The organism is Caldicellulosiruptor hydrothermalis 108, from assembly GCF_000166355.1.
Lineage (GTDB): Bacteria > Bacillota > Thermoanaerobacteria > Caldicellulosiruptorales > Caldicellulosiruptoraceae > Caldicellulosiruptor > Caldicellulosiruptor hydrothermalis.
On sequence record NC_014652.1, the window covers coordinates 1600263 to 1615352 of the forward strand.

The following is a 15090-nucleotide window of genomic DNA, read 5'->3' on the forward strand; positions in this document are numbered from 1 at the left end:
TTTAAAAATTCCTTCTTTAATTTATCCTCTTCCCAAAATCCTGTTATACCTTCGAATTATCATGTTTGCAAATGTATTTATTACAAACACAATTACAATAAGCAATGTCGCAGTAGCATATGAATTTAATTTTGAAAGCCCTTCTGAAGAAAGAATGTAAAGGTGCACAGACATAGTTCGCGTTGGACTGAATATGCTTGTGGGGAAATTTAGCGAACTTCCAGCTGTTAAAAGCACTGCAGCAGTCTCACCTATTGCCCTTCCAACTCCCAAGATAACTCCTGTCAATATCCCGGGCATTGCAGGTGGGATCACAACCTTAGCTATTGTCTGCCACTTTGTTGCACCAAGTGCAAGGCTCCCTTCCCTAAAAGACATCGGAACAGTTTTTATAGCCTCTTCTGAAGTTCGTATAATGGTAGGCAGAATCATTATCGAAAGCGTAAGTGCACCTGATAAAATGGACCATCTAAATCCAAGTGCAATTACAAAAAATGCAAATCCGAAAAGCCCATAAATTATAGAAGGTATTCCTGCCAATGTTTCTGTGCCAAATCTTATAAGCTCAACAACTTTTCCTTTCTTCGCATATTCAGTCAAATAGATTGCCGCTAATACCCCTACTGGTGCCGCAATTATGACTGCAAGCAAGGTTACATACAAAGTTCCTACAATAACAGGAAATATTCCTCCGCTTTTGCCCATCTCCTCAGGATACTGAAGAATAAAGCTTAAACTTATACCTTTTAGTCCATTAGAAATAATGTGAAATACTATAACAATTAATATTATCATAGTGATTAACGTAAAAAGTCCAATTATAGAAAATACAATACCCTGTACAACTTTATTCTTTCTTATCATTTCTCTTCACCAACTTTTCTTGCAATTACATTTGCAATGGTGTTTAAAATCATAATAATTACAAAAAGAACAATTCCGGTTGCAAAAAGCGCCTGAGCATGTTTACCAGATGCATACCCCATCTCAATTGCTATATTCCCTGTCAAGGTTCTCACCTGATCCAAAATGCTATTTGGTATTTTTGGACTGTTGCCTGCTACCATAATAACAGCCATGGTCTCGCCAATTGCCCTTCCCATGCCAAGAATTATCGAAGCAATGATTCCAGACTTTGCAGCCGGCAAAATAACCCCCTTAATTGTTTGCCAGTGAGTTGCACCAAGGGCCAAAGACCCTTCTTTATATTCTCTTGGTACAGACCTTATTGAAACTTCTGAGATATTTATAATTGTTGGCAAAATCATAATTCCTAAAATTATAGAAGATGCCAAAATAGAAAAGCCAGAGCCTCCTAAATATTTCCTTATTAGAGGAACCACAACAACAAGACCATAAAAACCGTATATCACAGATGGAATTCCTGCCAACAGCTCAACAAAAGGCCTTATAAGCCTTGATATTTTTTCATTTACAAGTTCACCCAAAAATATTGCTGTTGCAATTCCAATTGGTACACCTATAATAATTGCTCCCAAAGTAACATAAATCGAACCCAAAATCATTGGAAAAATCCCAAATTTGCCACTCAAAGGTGCCCACTTTTTACCTAAGATAAAGTTCCAAAGTCCATATTCTTTTATGATTGCAAAACCTTCTTTGAAGATGAAAACTGTTATTAGCAAAACAGATACTACTGAGAGTGCTGCTGCTACAAACAAAATAATTTCTATAGCACTTTTCTTCTTAGGCATAATAAATCTTACACCCCATTACAATAAAATACTATTTTACTTTGATATAATGATACTTTTCTACAATGGTCTGTCCTTCATTGCTCAATGCAAAATCAATAAACTCTTTCACAAGTCCTTGGGGCTCATCCTTTGTCAAAAATAAAAATGGTCTTTGAAGTTTATACTTGCCGTTTTTTACATTGTCCTCTGTAGCTTCCACTCCTTCTATTTTTACAGCTTTTACACTTGAATCCAACACACCCATTGAGATATATCCTATTGCATTAGGGTCTTGCGAAACAGATTGCTTTACTGCACCTGTCGATGGCTGAACAACTGCAGAATCAGAAATTGAACTACCACCCATCACAAGTTCTTCAAATGCACCACGTGTTCCAGACCCCTCTTCTCGTGTTACAACAACAATCTGCGCATCTTTGCCACCAACATCTTTCCAATTCTTTATCTTGCCTGTATATATATCCTTTATTTGATCTGCTGAAAGGTTATCAATAGGATTTGAAGGATGCACAACAATTGCAATTCCATCAATTGCTATCTTGTATTCATGAAGACCTTTTTCTTCTGGCTTTAGTTCTCTCGAAGATGTGCCAATATCAGCAACACCGTCTTTGGCCGATTTTATCCCAACACCAGAACCTCCGCCTTGGACCTCAATTTTGGTGTCTGGGTGTTTTTCCATAAACGCCTTTGCCAAATCGTCTGCCAATGGCTGAACAGAGGTTGAACCCGCAACTGTAATCGAATTTTTAGATTTCTGAGCTTCATTTCCCACATTTTTGCATCCAAAAAGAAGTAAACTCAAAAGAGATAATACAACTACAAGAGCAAAAGATTTTTTGAACATTCTTCCACTCCCCACTATAATTTTTTACATATTATTTTTACCCTTATTCTTTCTTCATATTATGATTTTACACAACTAATGTTAAATCAAATTAAAATGAATGTTAAATCTATGTTAAATACCCTCAAAGTCGGCTAATATCAACTACTGTCTCATTAGATTCTGTAATTATCTTTATCCTGTCAACCTGCTCACTGCTACATAACACTTCAATTTCAGCATGGGAAAAAAGTTGTTTAAACCTTTTGATATTACTTTTTTTCTGTCCTACAAATTTCGAGTAGTTCTTAGGATGTATCATAAACAAAATTTTAGAAAACTTTTGGTTTTGTAATCTTTCTACAACCCTTCTGAATATTATCTCTGAGTCTACAAGTTCGCCAAATGAAGGATGAAAAGGTCCTGCTAAAACTTTTGCATCGTAATTTATCTCTTCTGTTGGCTGAAGTCCAACTCTAATAACATTAATGCCCTTTTCTATAAATATGGATTTTATCTGGCTACATCTTTCTACTGCCTCATTTAAAGAAAGAGGCTCATATTCTCCTCTTCGGTACATCTTTGCAAGATAAGTACCCTCTATGACAAGAGTTGGATAAATCCTTGCAATGTCTGGCGAAAAACTGGTCAATATCTTTGCCGTTTCAATATCTTTTTCAGGTGTTGATTTTGGAAGCCCTACCATAACCTGAACCCCAAGTAAAAACCCAAACTTTTTTATCATTTCCATTGCATTTTTGCTATGCTGGGCGGTGTGTCCTCTTGCGCACGCATTTAAAACATCGTCAAACATGCTTTGTATTCCAAGTTCTATTGTTCTCACATTGTAAAGTTTTAATAATCTTAATCTCTCCTCATCAATACAGTCCGGCCTTGTGGAAATCCGAATACTTTTTATTCTCTCGAAACTATTGGCAAGTTCAAGCAATTTTTTTTGAAAATCTATATCGATAGCAGTAAAATTTCCACCGTAATATGCAAGCTCAACATCCTCATTTGGGTTAATCTTAAGTCCCTGTTCTATCTGCCTTTTTATCCTGTCCAAACTAACCTCTTCTTTTTCTCCAGATATTGTCTTTTGATTGCAAAATATACAGTTAAAAGGACAGGCATACTGGGGAATAAATATGGGTAAAATATTATGTTTCACTCCTCTTGTTCCCCCATTTCAAGCAAGAATTTATACGCTGCATCCTGCTGAGCTTCTTTTTTTGAGGTTCCGTATCCTTCAGAGACCTTTTTTCCTTCAACGAAAAGCTCTGACTTGAAATATTTCTTTTCAATTATTTCACAATCTTTGTACACAATCTTTTTTTTCCCTTCTCTTTGCACAATCTCTTGAAGCTTTGTCTTGTAATCGTAAAAAAGCTTGCCTGCTACAGCTTTTTGAATGTAAGGTTTAAGCAGATTAACAATAATCTTCTCAAGCTTATCGAAGCCAGATTCAATAAAAATTGCTCCAAAAATAGCTTCAAGTACATCTGCTAAAATTGATTTATTCTCATGAAATTTTTCCATTTTTTCTCGTTTCCCAAAGATTATATGATTTTTAAGATTCAGCTTTTCTGCAACCTCAGATAACGTCTGACTACACACAACTGCAGCTCTTATATTTGTAAGTTCACCTTCAGAAAGGTCAGGAAAATTGACAAACAAATATTTGCTCACAACAAGTTCCAAAGCTGCATCACCAAGAAATTCAAGCCTTTCATAGCAGTTTTTGTTGCTGTGTGTTGCCGACTTGTGAGTAAGCGCAAGTCTCAACAGATTTTTATCCTTGAATTTGTATCCTAAAGCTTTCTCTATTTCTTCCATCTTAATATCTGTTTTCTCCTTTCTCCAAAAATCTTTATGTTAACAAATACAAAATGCCCCAATTTCTTTCCTAAAATTGGGGCATATTACTTTTCTATTCTTGGTATTTTTTTAAAACAAGAACTGCGTTATGACCTCCAAAACCGAAAGAGTTTGTCATAGCATACTCTATAGTTCTTTCTTTGCCCTGATTAACAGTGTAATCCAAATCGCACTCTTCGTCTTTAGTTGCATAGTTGATTGTGGGTGGAACAAACTGGTTGTATATTGCCAATGCAGTTATCAATGTTTCCACTGCTCCTGCAGCGCCAAGCCAGTGACCTGTCATGGACTTTGTGGAGCTTATTGAAAGCTTATATGCATGTTCTCCGAACACCTTTTTAATTGCAAGGGTTTCAAATTTATCGTTGTAAGGTGTAGATGTACCGTGAGCGTTTATATAGTCTATTTTTTCAGGAGGAATTCCTGCATCTTTTATTGCCTTTTGCATTGCAAGCATAGGCCCTTCTCCTTCTGGGTCAGGCGCTGTAATGTGATATGCATCATCTGATGCACCATATCCCACGACCTCTGCATATATTTTAGCTCCTCGCTTTTTGGCATGTTCAAGCTCTTCTAAGATAAGTATCGCTCCACCTTCGCCCATTACAAAACCGTCTCTGTCTTTATCAAATGGTCTGCAGGCTGAATTTGGGTCAGGGTTTGTTGACATTGCCTTCATAGCACAAAAACCTGCAAACGAAAGTGGTGTGATTGCTGCCTCAGACCCGCCAGTCACTATCACATCAGCATAGTCTTGCTGAATCATTCTAAATGCTTCTCCAATTGCATGTGCGGAAGAGGCACATGCTGTGACAATTGTTTCATTTATACCTTTGAACCCATATGTTATTGCAATGTGTCCTGCTGCAATATTTGCTATCATCATTGGAACAAAGAACGGACTTACTCTCGATGGTCCTTTTTCTCTCAAGATATTTGCCTGCTCTTCTAATGTCTCAATTCCCCCAATACCACTTCCTATTACCACTCCAACTTTTGTCTTGTCAATGTTTTCTAAATTAAGTTTGCTATCTTCAAGTGCAAGTTTTGTTGCCGCCAAAGCAAAGTGTGTGAACCTATCCATTCTTCGTGCTTCTTTTTTGTCTATGTAATTTGTAGGGTCAAAGTTTACAATCTCTGCAGCAACCTTTGTAGGAAAGTTTGAAATGTCAAATTTCTCTACAACTTTGATACCATTTTTCCCATTTTTAATAGAATTCCAAAATGTATCTATATCAAATCCCAAAGAGGATATAACTCCCAGCCCAGTTATCACAACTCTTCTTTTCATTCAAGTTTACCTCCTAAACACTTAAAAGTTGAATACTTTACCCCTGCTTTTGGACTTTAAAAGCAGGGGCAAGTATTTTTTATTGATGCTCTTCAATATATTTTACCGCATCTGCAACTGTTCTAATCTTTTCTGCATCCTCATCCGGAATTTCAATGCCAAACTCTTCCTCAAGCTCCATGATAAGCTCAACAATGTCCAGTGAGTCTGCACCAAGGTCGTCCAAGAAAGAAGATTCAGGTGTTATCTTGTCTTCTTCAATGTCAAGTTTGTCTGCTATAATCTTTTTTACCTTTTCAAAAATTTCGCTGTTCACAAAAAACACCTCCAAAAATTTTGTATTTTTAATAATCGCTCTACTTAAGAATATTATTACATAATCATCCCACCGTCAACAACAATAACTTGCCCAGTAATATAGGATGAAAGGCTTGAGGCAAGAAAAAGTGCCACGTTTGCGACCTCATCAGCCTCGCCAAACCGACCAAGTGGGATGGAAGAAAGCATGGCCTCTTTTACCTTGTCACTTAAAACCTCTGTCATGTCAGTTTTAATAAAGCCCGGTGCTATTGCATTTACCCTGATATTTCGGGACGCAAGTTCTTTTGCAAGAGACTTTGTAAGACCTATTATTCCTGCTTTGGACGCTGCATAATTTGCCTGTCCAACATTGCCCGCAATTCCTACAACAGAGGATATATTAATTATGTTGCCAAACCGTTGTTTTACCATCATTCTGGCAGCTGCTCTTGCGCACAAAAACGCTCCTTTTAAATTTATTGCAATAACCTTATCAAAGTCTTCCTCATTCATTCTAAGAATTAGTCCATCTTTTGTAATTCCGGCATTGTTAACAAGTATATCAAGCCTTCCAAACTCCTTTTCCACTTGTGAGAACATCTGATTTACCTCATCTGCACTTGAAACATCACATTTTATTATCATCGTTTTTGTTCCTATTTTCTCTATCTCTTCTTTCAAATTTTCTGCTTGGGACTGACTTGACGAATAGTTAATAATTACATTTGCTCCGTTTTGAGCAAACTTTAAAGCAATTGCTCTTCCAATTCCACGTGATGCGCCTGTGATGAGCGCCACTTTATCTTTTAATAGTTCCATAATTTAAAATCCTCCTACAACAGAATCTTATGAACGCAAAGTTAAAGATTATTCATGTCTTCAACCTTGTTAATGTTTATAATTTTAACATCCTTTTTTATCTTCTTTACAAGACCACTTAAAGTGGTTCCAGGTCCTATCTCTACAAATGTATCAAATCCATCTTCCAAAAGCCTGTTTACACATCCAAGAAAGTTTACAGTAGTATAAACCTGTTTTTCTAAAAGGTCTACTATATCCTCTTTTTTCATATAATCTGCTGTAACATTCGATACAACAGGGATTTGAGGTTCTTTTATGTCAATTTCTAATAAGTGTTTCTTCAGCTTCTCTCCTGCACCTTTTATAAGGCTGCAGTGAAATGGCGCAGAAACGTTAAGTTCCACACATCTTTTTGCTCCCTTTTGCTTTGCAATCTCCATTGCAAAATACACAGCTTGTTTTTCTCCTGAAATCACTGTCTGTTCAGGAGAATTGATGTTTGAAATTTCAACAACTCCCTTCTCTTTTGCTATTTTGCAAACTTCTTTTACATCTTCTGCTGACAGACCCAAAACCGCTGCCATTGCTCCTACACCTTCAGGCACCTCATTTTGCATATACTCTCCTCTTTTTGAAACAAGCCACACAGCAGTTTTAAAATCAATACAACCAGATACAACAAGAGCAGAGTACTCCCCTAAGCTCTGACCAAATACAGCTTTAGGTTCAAGTTTTTCTTTCACAGTTTCATATATTGCAACTGAGGTTGTAAGAATTGCAGGTTGAGTAATTTTTGTAAGTTTTAGTTCCTCTTCTGGACCATTGAAAATAATGTTTTTTAAATCAAAATCTAAAGCTTCATTTGCTAAATCAAAAATCTTTCTTGCAGATTCAAAATTTTGATAAAAATCATAACCCATGCCAACAAATTGCGCACCTTGACCAGGGAACATCACTGCTAACTTTCCCACTGTATAACCTCTCCTTTCTATATCCATTTAACAGCACAAGATGCCCATGTAAGGCCTCCCCCGAATCCAACAAGTACAATCTTGTCACCTTTTTTTATCTTTCCTTCTTCTATTGCCTCATCAAGTGCAATTGGGATTGATGCAGCAGATGTATTACCATATTTGTGCAGGTTAACAAACACCTTTTCCATTGGAATTTTGAGCCTCTTTGCAGCACTCTCAATTATCCTTATATTTGCTTGATGGGGTATGAAAACATCTATATCTGAAGAAGAAAGCCCAACCTTTTCTAAAACTTTTTCAACTGCGTATGGCATTATTTTAACAGCAAACTTATAAACCTCATTGCCGTCCATATAGATTTTTCTAAAGTTTGGCATGTCTTTAAATTGAGAATAGCTCAAATCACTGAGCCCAAACGCATGACAGTAAAGCAAAAGCCCATTTTCACCATCACTTCCAAGCTCAAACCCTAAAATACCTTCTTCGCTTGAAGCTGTTAAAATAGCAGCACCTGCCCCATCACCAAAAAGCACACAGGTTGACCTGTCAGACCAGTTAGTTATCTTAGAGAGTGCTTCGGCACCTATGACAAGAGCAGTTTTGCAAAAGCCGTTTTGAATAAATTGAGTAGCAATTGCCATGCCGTATATAAAACCTGAACATGCTGCGGATATGTCAAAAGCAAATGCATTTTTAAGTTTTAACTCTTTTTGAACAAGGCATGCTGTTGAAGGAAAAAACATCTCGGGGGTTACTGTTGCCACAATCACAACGTCAATCTCATCCGGTAAAATCCCTGCCTTTTGCATAGCATTTCTTGCTGCTTGTACTGCTAAATCGGTGGTAGAAGTTCTTCCGTCAACTATTCTTCTTTCTTTTATACCTGTTCGCTGGGTTATCCATTCATCAGATGTTTCAACCATCTTTTCTAAATCATGGTTGGAAAGAATTCTCTCGGGCACAAATCTTCCTGTTGAAAGAATCTTGACATTCTGTCTCATTTTTTAGACCTCGCTTTCGGCTGTGATTTCTTCTTTAAGTAATGCTAATATATTATTCTTATAAAAAGACTTTGCTTGATGTATCCCGCTGAAAATTGCCTGGCTATCTGATGCACCATGACATTTCACTATTATTCCATCTATTCCCAAAAGAGGAGCTCCTCCTACTTCCTTGTAATCGTATTTACCTTTTAACCTTTTGAGGTATGGTTTTAACAAAAGTCCACCAATTTTTGCTCTAAAACTTGATTTTGCAATATCTTTTAGGATATCAAAAAACAAAAGTCCCATTCCCTCTGTAAGCTTCAAAACTATATTGCCAACAAATCCATCACACACAACTATATCAGGTGGTGAAAATGGCAAGCTTCTTGCCTCAACATTCCCCACAAAGTTTATGTTTTTTGCACTTTTTAAAAGATCATATGACTGTTTTGAAAGGTCATTGCCTTTATTTTCTTCTGTGCCTATATTCAAAAGCCCGACTGTCGGGTTTTTCTTGCCAAGTACCCTGCTAACATACACTGTTGCCATCTGAGCAAACTGCAAAATATTTATTGGTCTGCAATCTGTGTTTGAACCAACATCAATTAAAAGGTACTGCCCGTCTTTGTAGGGGAGCCGGGTGGTTAGTGCAGGCCTATCTATCCCTTTGATTCTTCCAACAATCAAAAGCCCACCTGCCATCAAAGCACCAGTGCTTCCTGCTGATACAAAAGCATCAATCTTGCCTTCTTTCAAGTACTGCAAACCCACTACAATAGAAGAACTTTTCTTTTGCCTTATTGCTTTTACTGGCTCATCTTCAAATTCTATCTTTTCTTTGCAATCTACTATTTCCACTTTATTGAGAGGTTGCACCTTTTGAGCACACTCTTTTTCAATAATACTTCTGTCGCCAAAAATTACCACTTCGTCATCCTGATTTTGATTTAAATAGAGTGCAACGCCCTCTATAACTGCATGTGGTGCGTTGTCACCGCCCATTGCATCAATACCAATCCTCATATTTTACTACACTCCCGTTTCCTATTGCGCTGAATTATTTCCTTCATTTAAAGCAACAAGAATAAATTTGCCCCTGAAAACCTCTTCATTATTTCTCTTGATAAATACCCACACTATATATTTATTGTTCCTTTTCTTTTTCAGCTCAGCTCTTGCGACAAGCCTATCATTTGCAAAAACTGGTGTTTTATACTTTATATTTGCCACCCCAATCAACGCTGCTTTTGCATCAATAACAGACATAGCAACCGATTCAGCAAAAGCATAGATGTACTGGCCCTTGACCATATTACTGTTGCTAAAGGTCATCCAAAGCTGTGGTTCAAACATTGCAATGGCAAAATTCTCAAGCTCTATGTCAATAATTTCCCCCACAACATCTCGCGGTGAGATAGTTTTGAGTTTAGATATGCTCTCTTTTGCCATTTCCTTTATTCTTTCTCGAACTTCTTTGATATCCAAAATCGCTCTGTCAAGCCTTATTGTCTGGACAGAACATCCAAATTCACTTGCTAACTCCTCATCTGTTATAAAAGGATTTTCTTTTATTCTTTGAAGCAAAAGTCTGTGTCTTTCTTTCCTTGATAGCTTTGCCATAATTTTATCACCATGATTTAATATTTGATATTAATATCAGGTATTAAATTCTTATGCCAATATTATATATAAATATGACTTAATTTTCAATAACAAAAAAGCCACTTTTTTGAAAGTGGCCAAAAAACTAATCTTAAATTTTTTCTAACTCGTTTAATTTCTCTTTATAATTCTTGGCATTTACAAGAGTAACAAGATAATTGTAAAAATCTTTGCCAATGTCTTCTCTTGAAAGAGCAATCTCGACTGTTGCCTGCAAAAAACCAAGTTTGTTGCCCACATCATACCTTTTTCCTTCAAACTCATAAGCATACATAGCTTCTTTTTTTGATAACTCTCTTAAAGCATCAGTCAATTGAATCTCGCCACCAACGCCTTCTTTTGTATGTTGTAGAATATTTAATATCTCAGGAGTGATGATATATCTTCCAAGCACAGCAATATTCGAAGGTGCTTCTTCCTTTTTTGGTTTTTCAACAAGGTCTTTTACCTTATAGATTCTATCTTCTATCTGTTTCCCTGCAATAATTCCATACTTGCTAACATCATCCTCTGGTACTTTTTGCACACCCAAGATGGTTGTCCTGTACTCTTCATACACCTCTATCAGCTGTTTCAAACATGGCTTTTCAGAAATGATGATATCATCACCAAGCAAAACTGCAAAAGGTTCGTTGTCGATAAAAAGTCTTGCACAGTATACTGCATCACCAAGTCCTCTTGGTTCTTTTTGGCGTATGTAATGGACATTGTAATCTGCTATTTTTCTTATCAATTGAAGATTGTCATAATCCTTTTTATTTTCGAGTGCAACCTCAAGCTCAAAAGACTTGTCAAAATGGTCTTCAATTGCTCTTTTGCCACGCCCTGTGACAATTAAAATGCTCTCTATCCCTGATTCTAACGCCTCTTCTACTATGTATTGAATTGTTGGCTTGTCCACAATGGGAAGCATCTCTTTTGGCTGTGCTTTTGTTGCCGGCAAAAACCTTGTTCCAAGTCCTGCCGCAGGAATGATTGCTTTTTTGATAAGTCTTCTCACTTATTTGTCACCTTCTTTTTATGATTTTATTTAATTAATTCCATTATATCACAAATTGAGAGAAAAAAATAAAGCACGACCTCAAAAATTGGCCGTGCTTTATTTTTCACTTACTCTTCATCCTCGTCATACATATCAAAGTCTTCCTCATCAAATCTGGACTGAAAGATTTCAAATACATTTTCAAGTTCTTCCTCGTCCTCTACACCCACGTATACCTCTTCACCGTCTCTGTCTTCGATTCTGAGAATTACAACCTCAGCCTCTTCGTCTTCTTTCTCCATCTCTTCTAAAGGAAGAAGTACTATATAGTCATTACCATTGTAATTGACTTTATCAAGCATCTCAAAAGATATCTCTCTTCCTTCCTCATCTACCAATGTTACTACATTGTCTGCAAACATATCCATAATAAATTCACCTCTTTTCTAAATATAGACTATTGTAATACAAAAATTGGCACATGTCAACACTCAAATTCATCTACAATATATTATCCCCACCAGATTTCATCATAACCATCTTCTTGGTCTTTTGGTCCTTCGTAAAAGTCCAAATAACAAATCTTGCCTGTCGATTTCTCAACCATTTTCAATCTGAACATAAAATCCGGATGCTCTATTTTATCAACTGCATCATAGTCATAGGCATTATCAGTGGCAACTTCAAACCCATAACTGCTAAGGTCGCTAATGACTTCCTGAATCTCATATTCAAAGTCAATATCAATCTCAGGGATATTCCCTTCTTTTAAAAGCTTTGCAACCTCATCAATTTCGCCTGTTTGATATCTAAAACCTCTCTTAATCATATTCCAAACAACCCCTTTTCAATGGCATTATGAAATATATGCTTTTTTATTATGATATAATGATACCCTCTATAAAAAGGGTTTAAACAGACCTATCAATAAAATATTCGACTGTTTTTTTCAACCCTTCCAAAAGTGAAAATTGTGGTGAAAATCCTAATACACTCTTTAAAAGATTATTTGAAAGACAGCTGTGTGCAATATCGCCGGGCCGTTTTGACTGATAAACAGGACTTCTTTTGTATCCTGTCAAGCCAGAAAGAATCTCAAACAGTTCATTTACCGATACATTTTTACCAGTGCTCAGATTAAATGTTCCTGACACAGAACTTTCCAGTGCAATACAGTTTGCTTCAGCAACATCTTCAACATATATAAAGTCTCTTGTCTGAGTCCCATCTCCAAATATAATTACATCTTTGCTACCCTGCATACGTTCACAAAAAATTGATACAACTCCGCCCTCCCCAAACGGGTCCTGCCGTGGTCCATAGACATTTGAATATCTGAAAATGATATACTCAAAATTAAAATTATGCGCAAACATCTTGATATACTCTTCTGAAGTAAGCTTAGACAGACCATAAAAAGATTCTGGTCTTAATGGGTGATTTTCGTCAATTGGAATATACTTTGGTTCTCCATAAACTGCTGCTGAGGATGCAAGAATAAATTTTTTTACTTTGTATTTTACACAATAATCAAGAAGATTAACCGTGCCCAAGACATTTATACTGCAATCAAGATAAGCATCTTTCATAGACTTTGCAACACTCACCTGAGCTGCCTGGTGTATGCAATATTCAATTTTGTTTTCTTCGAATACTTTTTCTAAATTATCACGAATATCAAGTTGATAGAATTTAGCCTTTGGATTAATATTACAAACGTTGCCGGAAAGAAGATTGTCCACAATGCATACATCATATCCTTTTTCAATGAGCTTGTCGACAATATGTGACCCAATAAAGCCAGCACCGCCTGTCACAAGAACTGCCAACAGACTTTGCACTCCTTTTTTATTTTGTATATAGAAAAAGTATATATCTAATTTATTTCAATTGCAAACTTTGATATAATTAGAGGATGAAATAAATTTAAACTTCAGGGGGTTTTTGAAATACAAAATGAAAACCAAAAAGATATTTCTATATAGTCTGCACATTTTGAAAAATCACTTTCTAACAACAGTCATATTTATAGCGTTTATGTACCTATATTTCTCCCTCTTCAGAGGAGTAACCTCACAGCTTATAAGTGGCATAGTTATCTGTCTACTTTATTTGTACGGCAATTTTTCGAGTGGCAGGTTTCACGCAAAAAAAAGAGATGCACTGTCTCTTTTAGAAGGTGCTGTAGCTATAGCTATAGCTTCACTTCCCACAATTATTTTAGCTATAATGGCAGCAAATTATGTATCTTTGAACGATAAGGGTTTTTTAAACTCTCACTGGGCAAATGTGGCGTTCAGACTTTGGAACTCCCCTTTTATTGGAGTGTATTCATACGCAGATGAGATTGCAAAAGCTAAGCATTCAGTCAACGTTATAATAACAACTTACTGGATAACTGCTTTGTTTTTACCAATTTCTTCCTGGACAGGTTATTTAATTGGAGTGCTGGAAAAGAAAGAATTAATAAAGCTTCCTGAATATACTTTTTTACCTAAAAAGAAGAGCCAAAATAAAAAGCAGGGCAAAACCGGTAAATCCTATTAAAGTTCCAATTGCAAGGTTTGCTATGTTAAATCCAATATGAAGACCATACGGTCCACACAAGAGATTAAAAAGGATAATAAAAGATGCAGTAAGAATAAATCTTATAATTAAATCAAAAAGTCTCATATATGGATTACCTCAGATTTGGCTTTTCTAAATATAAATTTATGTCAAATCAAAAATAAAAAGAACCCTCTTTTTTAGTGAGGGTTCTGCTTTAGGATTTTATACAGGTAGTTTAACCATTTTTCAGCAAGAATTTGTTGATAGATGGCTATTTCTATAAGGTCTTGGTCAGAAGCGAAATTAAAAATGGTGTTTGCCGAGGCAAGCAAGCCTTTTACATAATTAAGTAAAGATTCATAGTCATTTCTTTTTTGATCATCCATTTCTTTGCTAAGTTTATCTGCAAATTGGTCTGCGACAACATTTAAAATATCCACTTTCATCTTAAATTTACATTCAACCTCATTTATAAAGCTTCTTTTATATATTATGCACCAATATTTTATTTAATATACTACTAAATTTCTCTTCTTCCTTCTATTGCTTTGAGAATTGTAACCTCATCAGCATACTCAATGTCACCACCAACTGGAATTCCTCTGGCAATTCTTGTAACCCTGATACCCATTGGTTTTATAAGCCTCGCTAAGTAGGAGGCAGTTGCCTCACCGTCAACGTCAGGATTTGTGGCAATTATAACCTCTTTGATTTGTGGGTCAGAGAGTCTCTTCATCAGAACATCAATTGTAAGCTGTTCAGGGTATTTACCTTTGAGCGGGGATATTGCACCGTGGAGTACATGATAAAGTCCTTTATATTCCTTTACTCTTTCAAGTGCTGCAACATCCTGTGGCTCTTCCACAACACAGATAATGCTTTTGTCTCTTTTCTCGTCTTTACATATAGGACATACTTCATCTTCTGTAAAGTTACAGCACACCTTGCACAGTTTTGTGCTGGTTTTAGCACTCAAGATAGCATCAGCAAGTGCTTTGACATCTTCAGTTTTCATATTTATGATGTAAAACGCAAGTCTCTGGGCGGTCTTCTGGCCAATACCTGGAAGCTTTTCAAGCTGCTGAATGAGTTTTGATATAGAATTTTCTTTCTGCTGCATCT

At 36.2% G+C, this 15090-nt stretch carries 20 protein-coding genes; 1 reads left to right on the top strand and 19 read right to left on the bottom strand.

From position 1 onward, the window contains the following. Positions 1-21: 21 nt before the first annotated feature. The 16 genes from pstA to CALHY_RS08040 form a co-directional block, all read right to left on the bottom strand. A complete protein-coding gene (pstA, locus tag CALHY_RS07965) occupies positions 22-864 on the bottom strand; it encodes a phosphate ABC transporter permease PstA (protein WP_013403453.1) in 843 nt (280 codons plus the stop codon). Beyond that, positions 861-1715: a phosphate ABC transporter permease subunit PstC gene (gene pstC, locus CALHY_RS07970; protein ID WP_013403454.1), complete on the bottom strand. Its 855-nt coding sequence runs from the start codon at positions 1713-1715 to the stop codon at positions 861-863. Before pstC ends, pstA begins: the two co-directional genes overlap by 4 nt. A 31-nt stretch (positions 1716-1746) precedes the next feature. Beyond that, a complete protein-coding gene (locus CALHY_RS07975) occupies positions 1747-2565 on the bottom strand; it encodes a phosphate ABC transporter substrate-binding protein (RefSeq protein WP_013403455.1) in 819 nt (272 codons plus the stop codon). A 124-nt stretch (positions 2566-2689) separates the two neighbouring features. Further along, positions 2690-3715: an elongator complex protein 3 gene (locus CALHY_RS07980; RefSeq protein WP_013403456.1), complete on the bottom strand. Its 1026-nt coding sequence runs from the start codon at positions 3713-3715 to the stop codon at positions 2690-2692. Continuing rightward, positions 3712-4380 carry a ribonuclease III gene (rnc, locus tag CALHY_RS07985; RefSeq protein WP_013403457.1) on the bottom strand — a complete coding sequence of 223 codons (669 nt, stop codon included), beginning with the start codon at positions 4378-4380 and terminating at the stop codon, positions 3712-3714. The genes CALHY_RS07980 and rnc overlap by 4 nt, the downstream gene beginning before the upstream one ends. Before the next feature lie 94 nt (positions 4381-4474). Further along, positions 4475-5713 carry a beta-ketoacyl-ACP synthase II gene (fabF, locus tag CALHY_RS07990; protein WP_013403458.1) on the bottom strand — a complete coding sequence of 413 codons (1239 nt, stop codon included), beginning with the start codon at positions 5711-5713 and terminating at the stop codon, positions 4475-4477. Positions 5714-5792: 79 nt separating this feature from the next. Beyond that, positions 5793-6029, bottom strand: coding sequence for an acyl carrier protein (locus tag CALHY_RS07995; protein WP_013290663.1), 237 nt, complete (start codon positions 6027-6029; stop codon positions 5793-5795). Positions 6030-6085: 56 nt separating this feature from the next. After that, a complete protein-coding gene (gene fabG / locus CALHY_RS08000; RefSeq protein ID WP_013403459.1) occupies positions 6086-6832 on the bottom strand; it encodes a 3-oxoacyl-[acyl-carrier-protein] reductase in 747 nt (248 codons plus the stop codon). A gap of 41 nt (positions 6833-6873) precedes the next feature. Continuing rightward, entirely contained in the window at positions 6874-7785 is a 912-nt protein-coding gene (gene fabD, locus CALHY_RS08005) for an ACP S-malonyltransferase (RefSeq protein ID WP_013403460.1), read from the bottom strand. Between the two features lie 17 nt (positions 7786-7802). Continuing rightward, the gene (locus CALHY_RS08010) at positions 7803-8789 is read right to left on the bottom strand and encodes a beta-ketoacyl-ACP synthase III (RefSeq protein WP_013403461.1); all 987 of its coding nucleotides are present in this window, start codon (positions 8787-8789) and stop codon (positions 7803-7805) included. Positions 8790-8792: 3 nt separating this feature from the next. Next, positions 8793-9797, bottom strand: coding sequence for a phosphate acyltransferase PlsX (plsX, locus tag CALHY_RS08015; RefSeq protein ID WP_013403462.1), 1005 nt, complete (start codon positions 9795-9797; stop codon positions 8793-8795). 21 nt (positions 9798-9818) lie between these two features. Next, positions 9819-10397 carry a transcription factor FapR gene (gene fapR / locus CALHY_RS08020; RefSeq protein WP_167317581.1) on the bottom strand — a complete coding sequence of 193 codons (579 nt, stop codon included), beginning with the start codon at positions 10395-10397 and terminating at the stop codon, positions 9819-9821. 130 nt (positions 10398-10527) lie between these two features. Next, positions 10528-11436, bottom strand: coding sequence for a UTP--glucose-1-phosphate uridylyltransferase GalU (gene galU, locus CALHY_RS08025; RefSeq protein ID WP_013403464.1), 909 nt, complete (start codon positions 11434-11436; stop codon positions 10528-10530). A 110-nt stretch (positions 11437-11546) separates the two neighbouring features. Next, positions 11547-11846 (bottom strand): DUF1292 domain-containing protein, encoded by a 300-nt coding sequence (locus CALHY_RS08030; protein WP_013403465.1) that lies wholly within the window; start codon positions 11844-11846, stop codon positions 11547-11549. A gap of 83 nt (positions 11847-11929) precedes the next feature. Further along, a complete protein-coding gene (locus tag CALHY_RS08035) occupies positions 11930-12247 on the bottom strand; it encodes a hypothetical protein (RefSeq protein WP_013403466.1) in 318 nt (105 codons plus the stop codon). Between the two features lie 82 nt (positions 12248-12329). Beyond that, positions 12330-13247: an NAD-dependent epimerase/dehydratase family protein gene (locus tag CALHY_RS08040; RefSeq protein WP_013403467.1), complete on the bottom strand. Its 918-nt coding sequence runs from the start codon at positions 13245-13247 to the stop codon at positions 12330-12332. A 127-nt stretch (positions 13248-13374) separates the two neighbouring features. Between CALHY_RS08040 and CALHY_RS08045 the strand changes: the two genes are divergently transcribed. Beyond that, entirely contained in the window at positions 13375-13965 is a 591-nt protein-coding gene (locus CALHY_RS08045) for a hypothetical protein (RefSeq protein ID WP_041723151.1), read from the top strand. Here the strand turns inward: CALHY_RS08045 and CALHY_RS13430 are convergent. The 3 genes from CALHY_RS13430 to recR all read right to left on the bottom strand — a co-directional run bounded on the left by CALHY_RS13430 (position 13909) and on the right by recR (position 15088). Then, positions 13909-14091, bottom strand: coding sequence for a pro-sigmaK processing inhibitor BofA family protein (locus CALHY_RS13430; protein WP_013403469.1), 183 nt, complete (start codon positions 14089-14091; stop codon positions 13909-13911). The genes CALHY_RS08045 and CALHY_RS13430 overlap by 57 nt on opposite strands. A 74-nt stretch (positions 14092-14165) precedes the next feature. Further along, positions 14166-14414, bottom strand: coding sequence for a hypothetical protein (locus CALHY_RS08050; RefSeq protein WP_013403470.1), 249 nt, complete (start codon positions 14412-14414; stop codon positions 14166-14168). Between the two features lie 74 nt (positions 14415-14488). After that, positions 14489-15088: a recombination mediator RecR gene (gene recR / locus CALHY_RS08055; RefSeq protein ID WP_013403471.1), complete on the bottom strand. Its 600-nt coding sequence runs from the start codon at positions 15086-15088 to the stop codon at positions 14489-14491. Between the last annotated feature and the right edge of the window lie 2 nt (positions 15089-15090).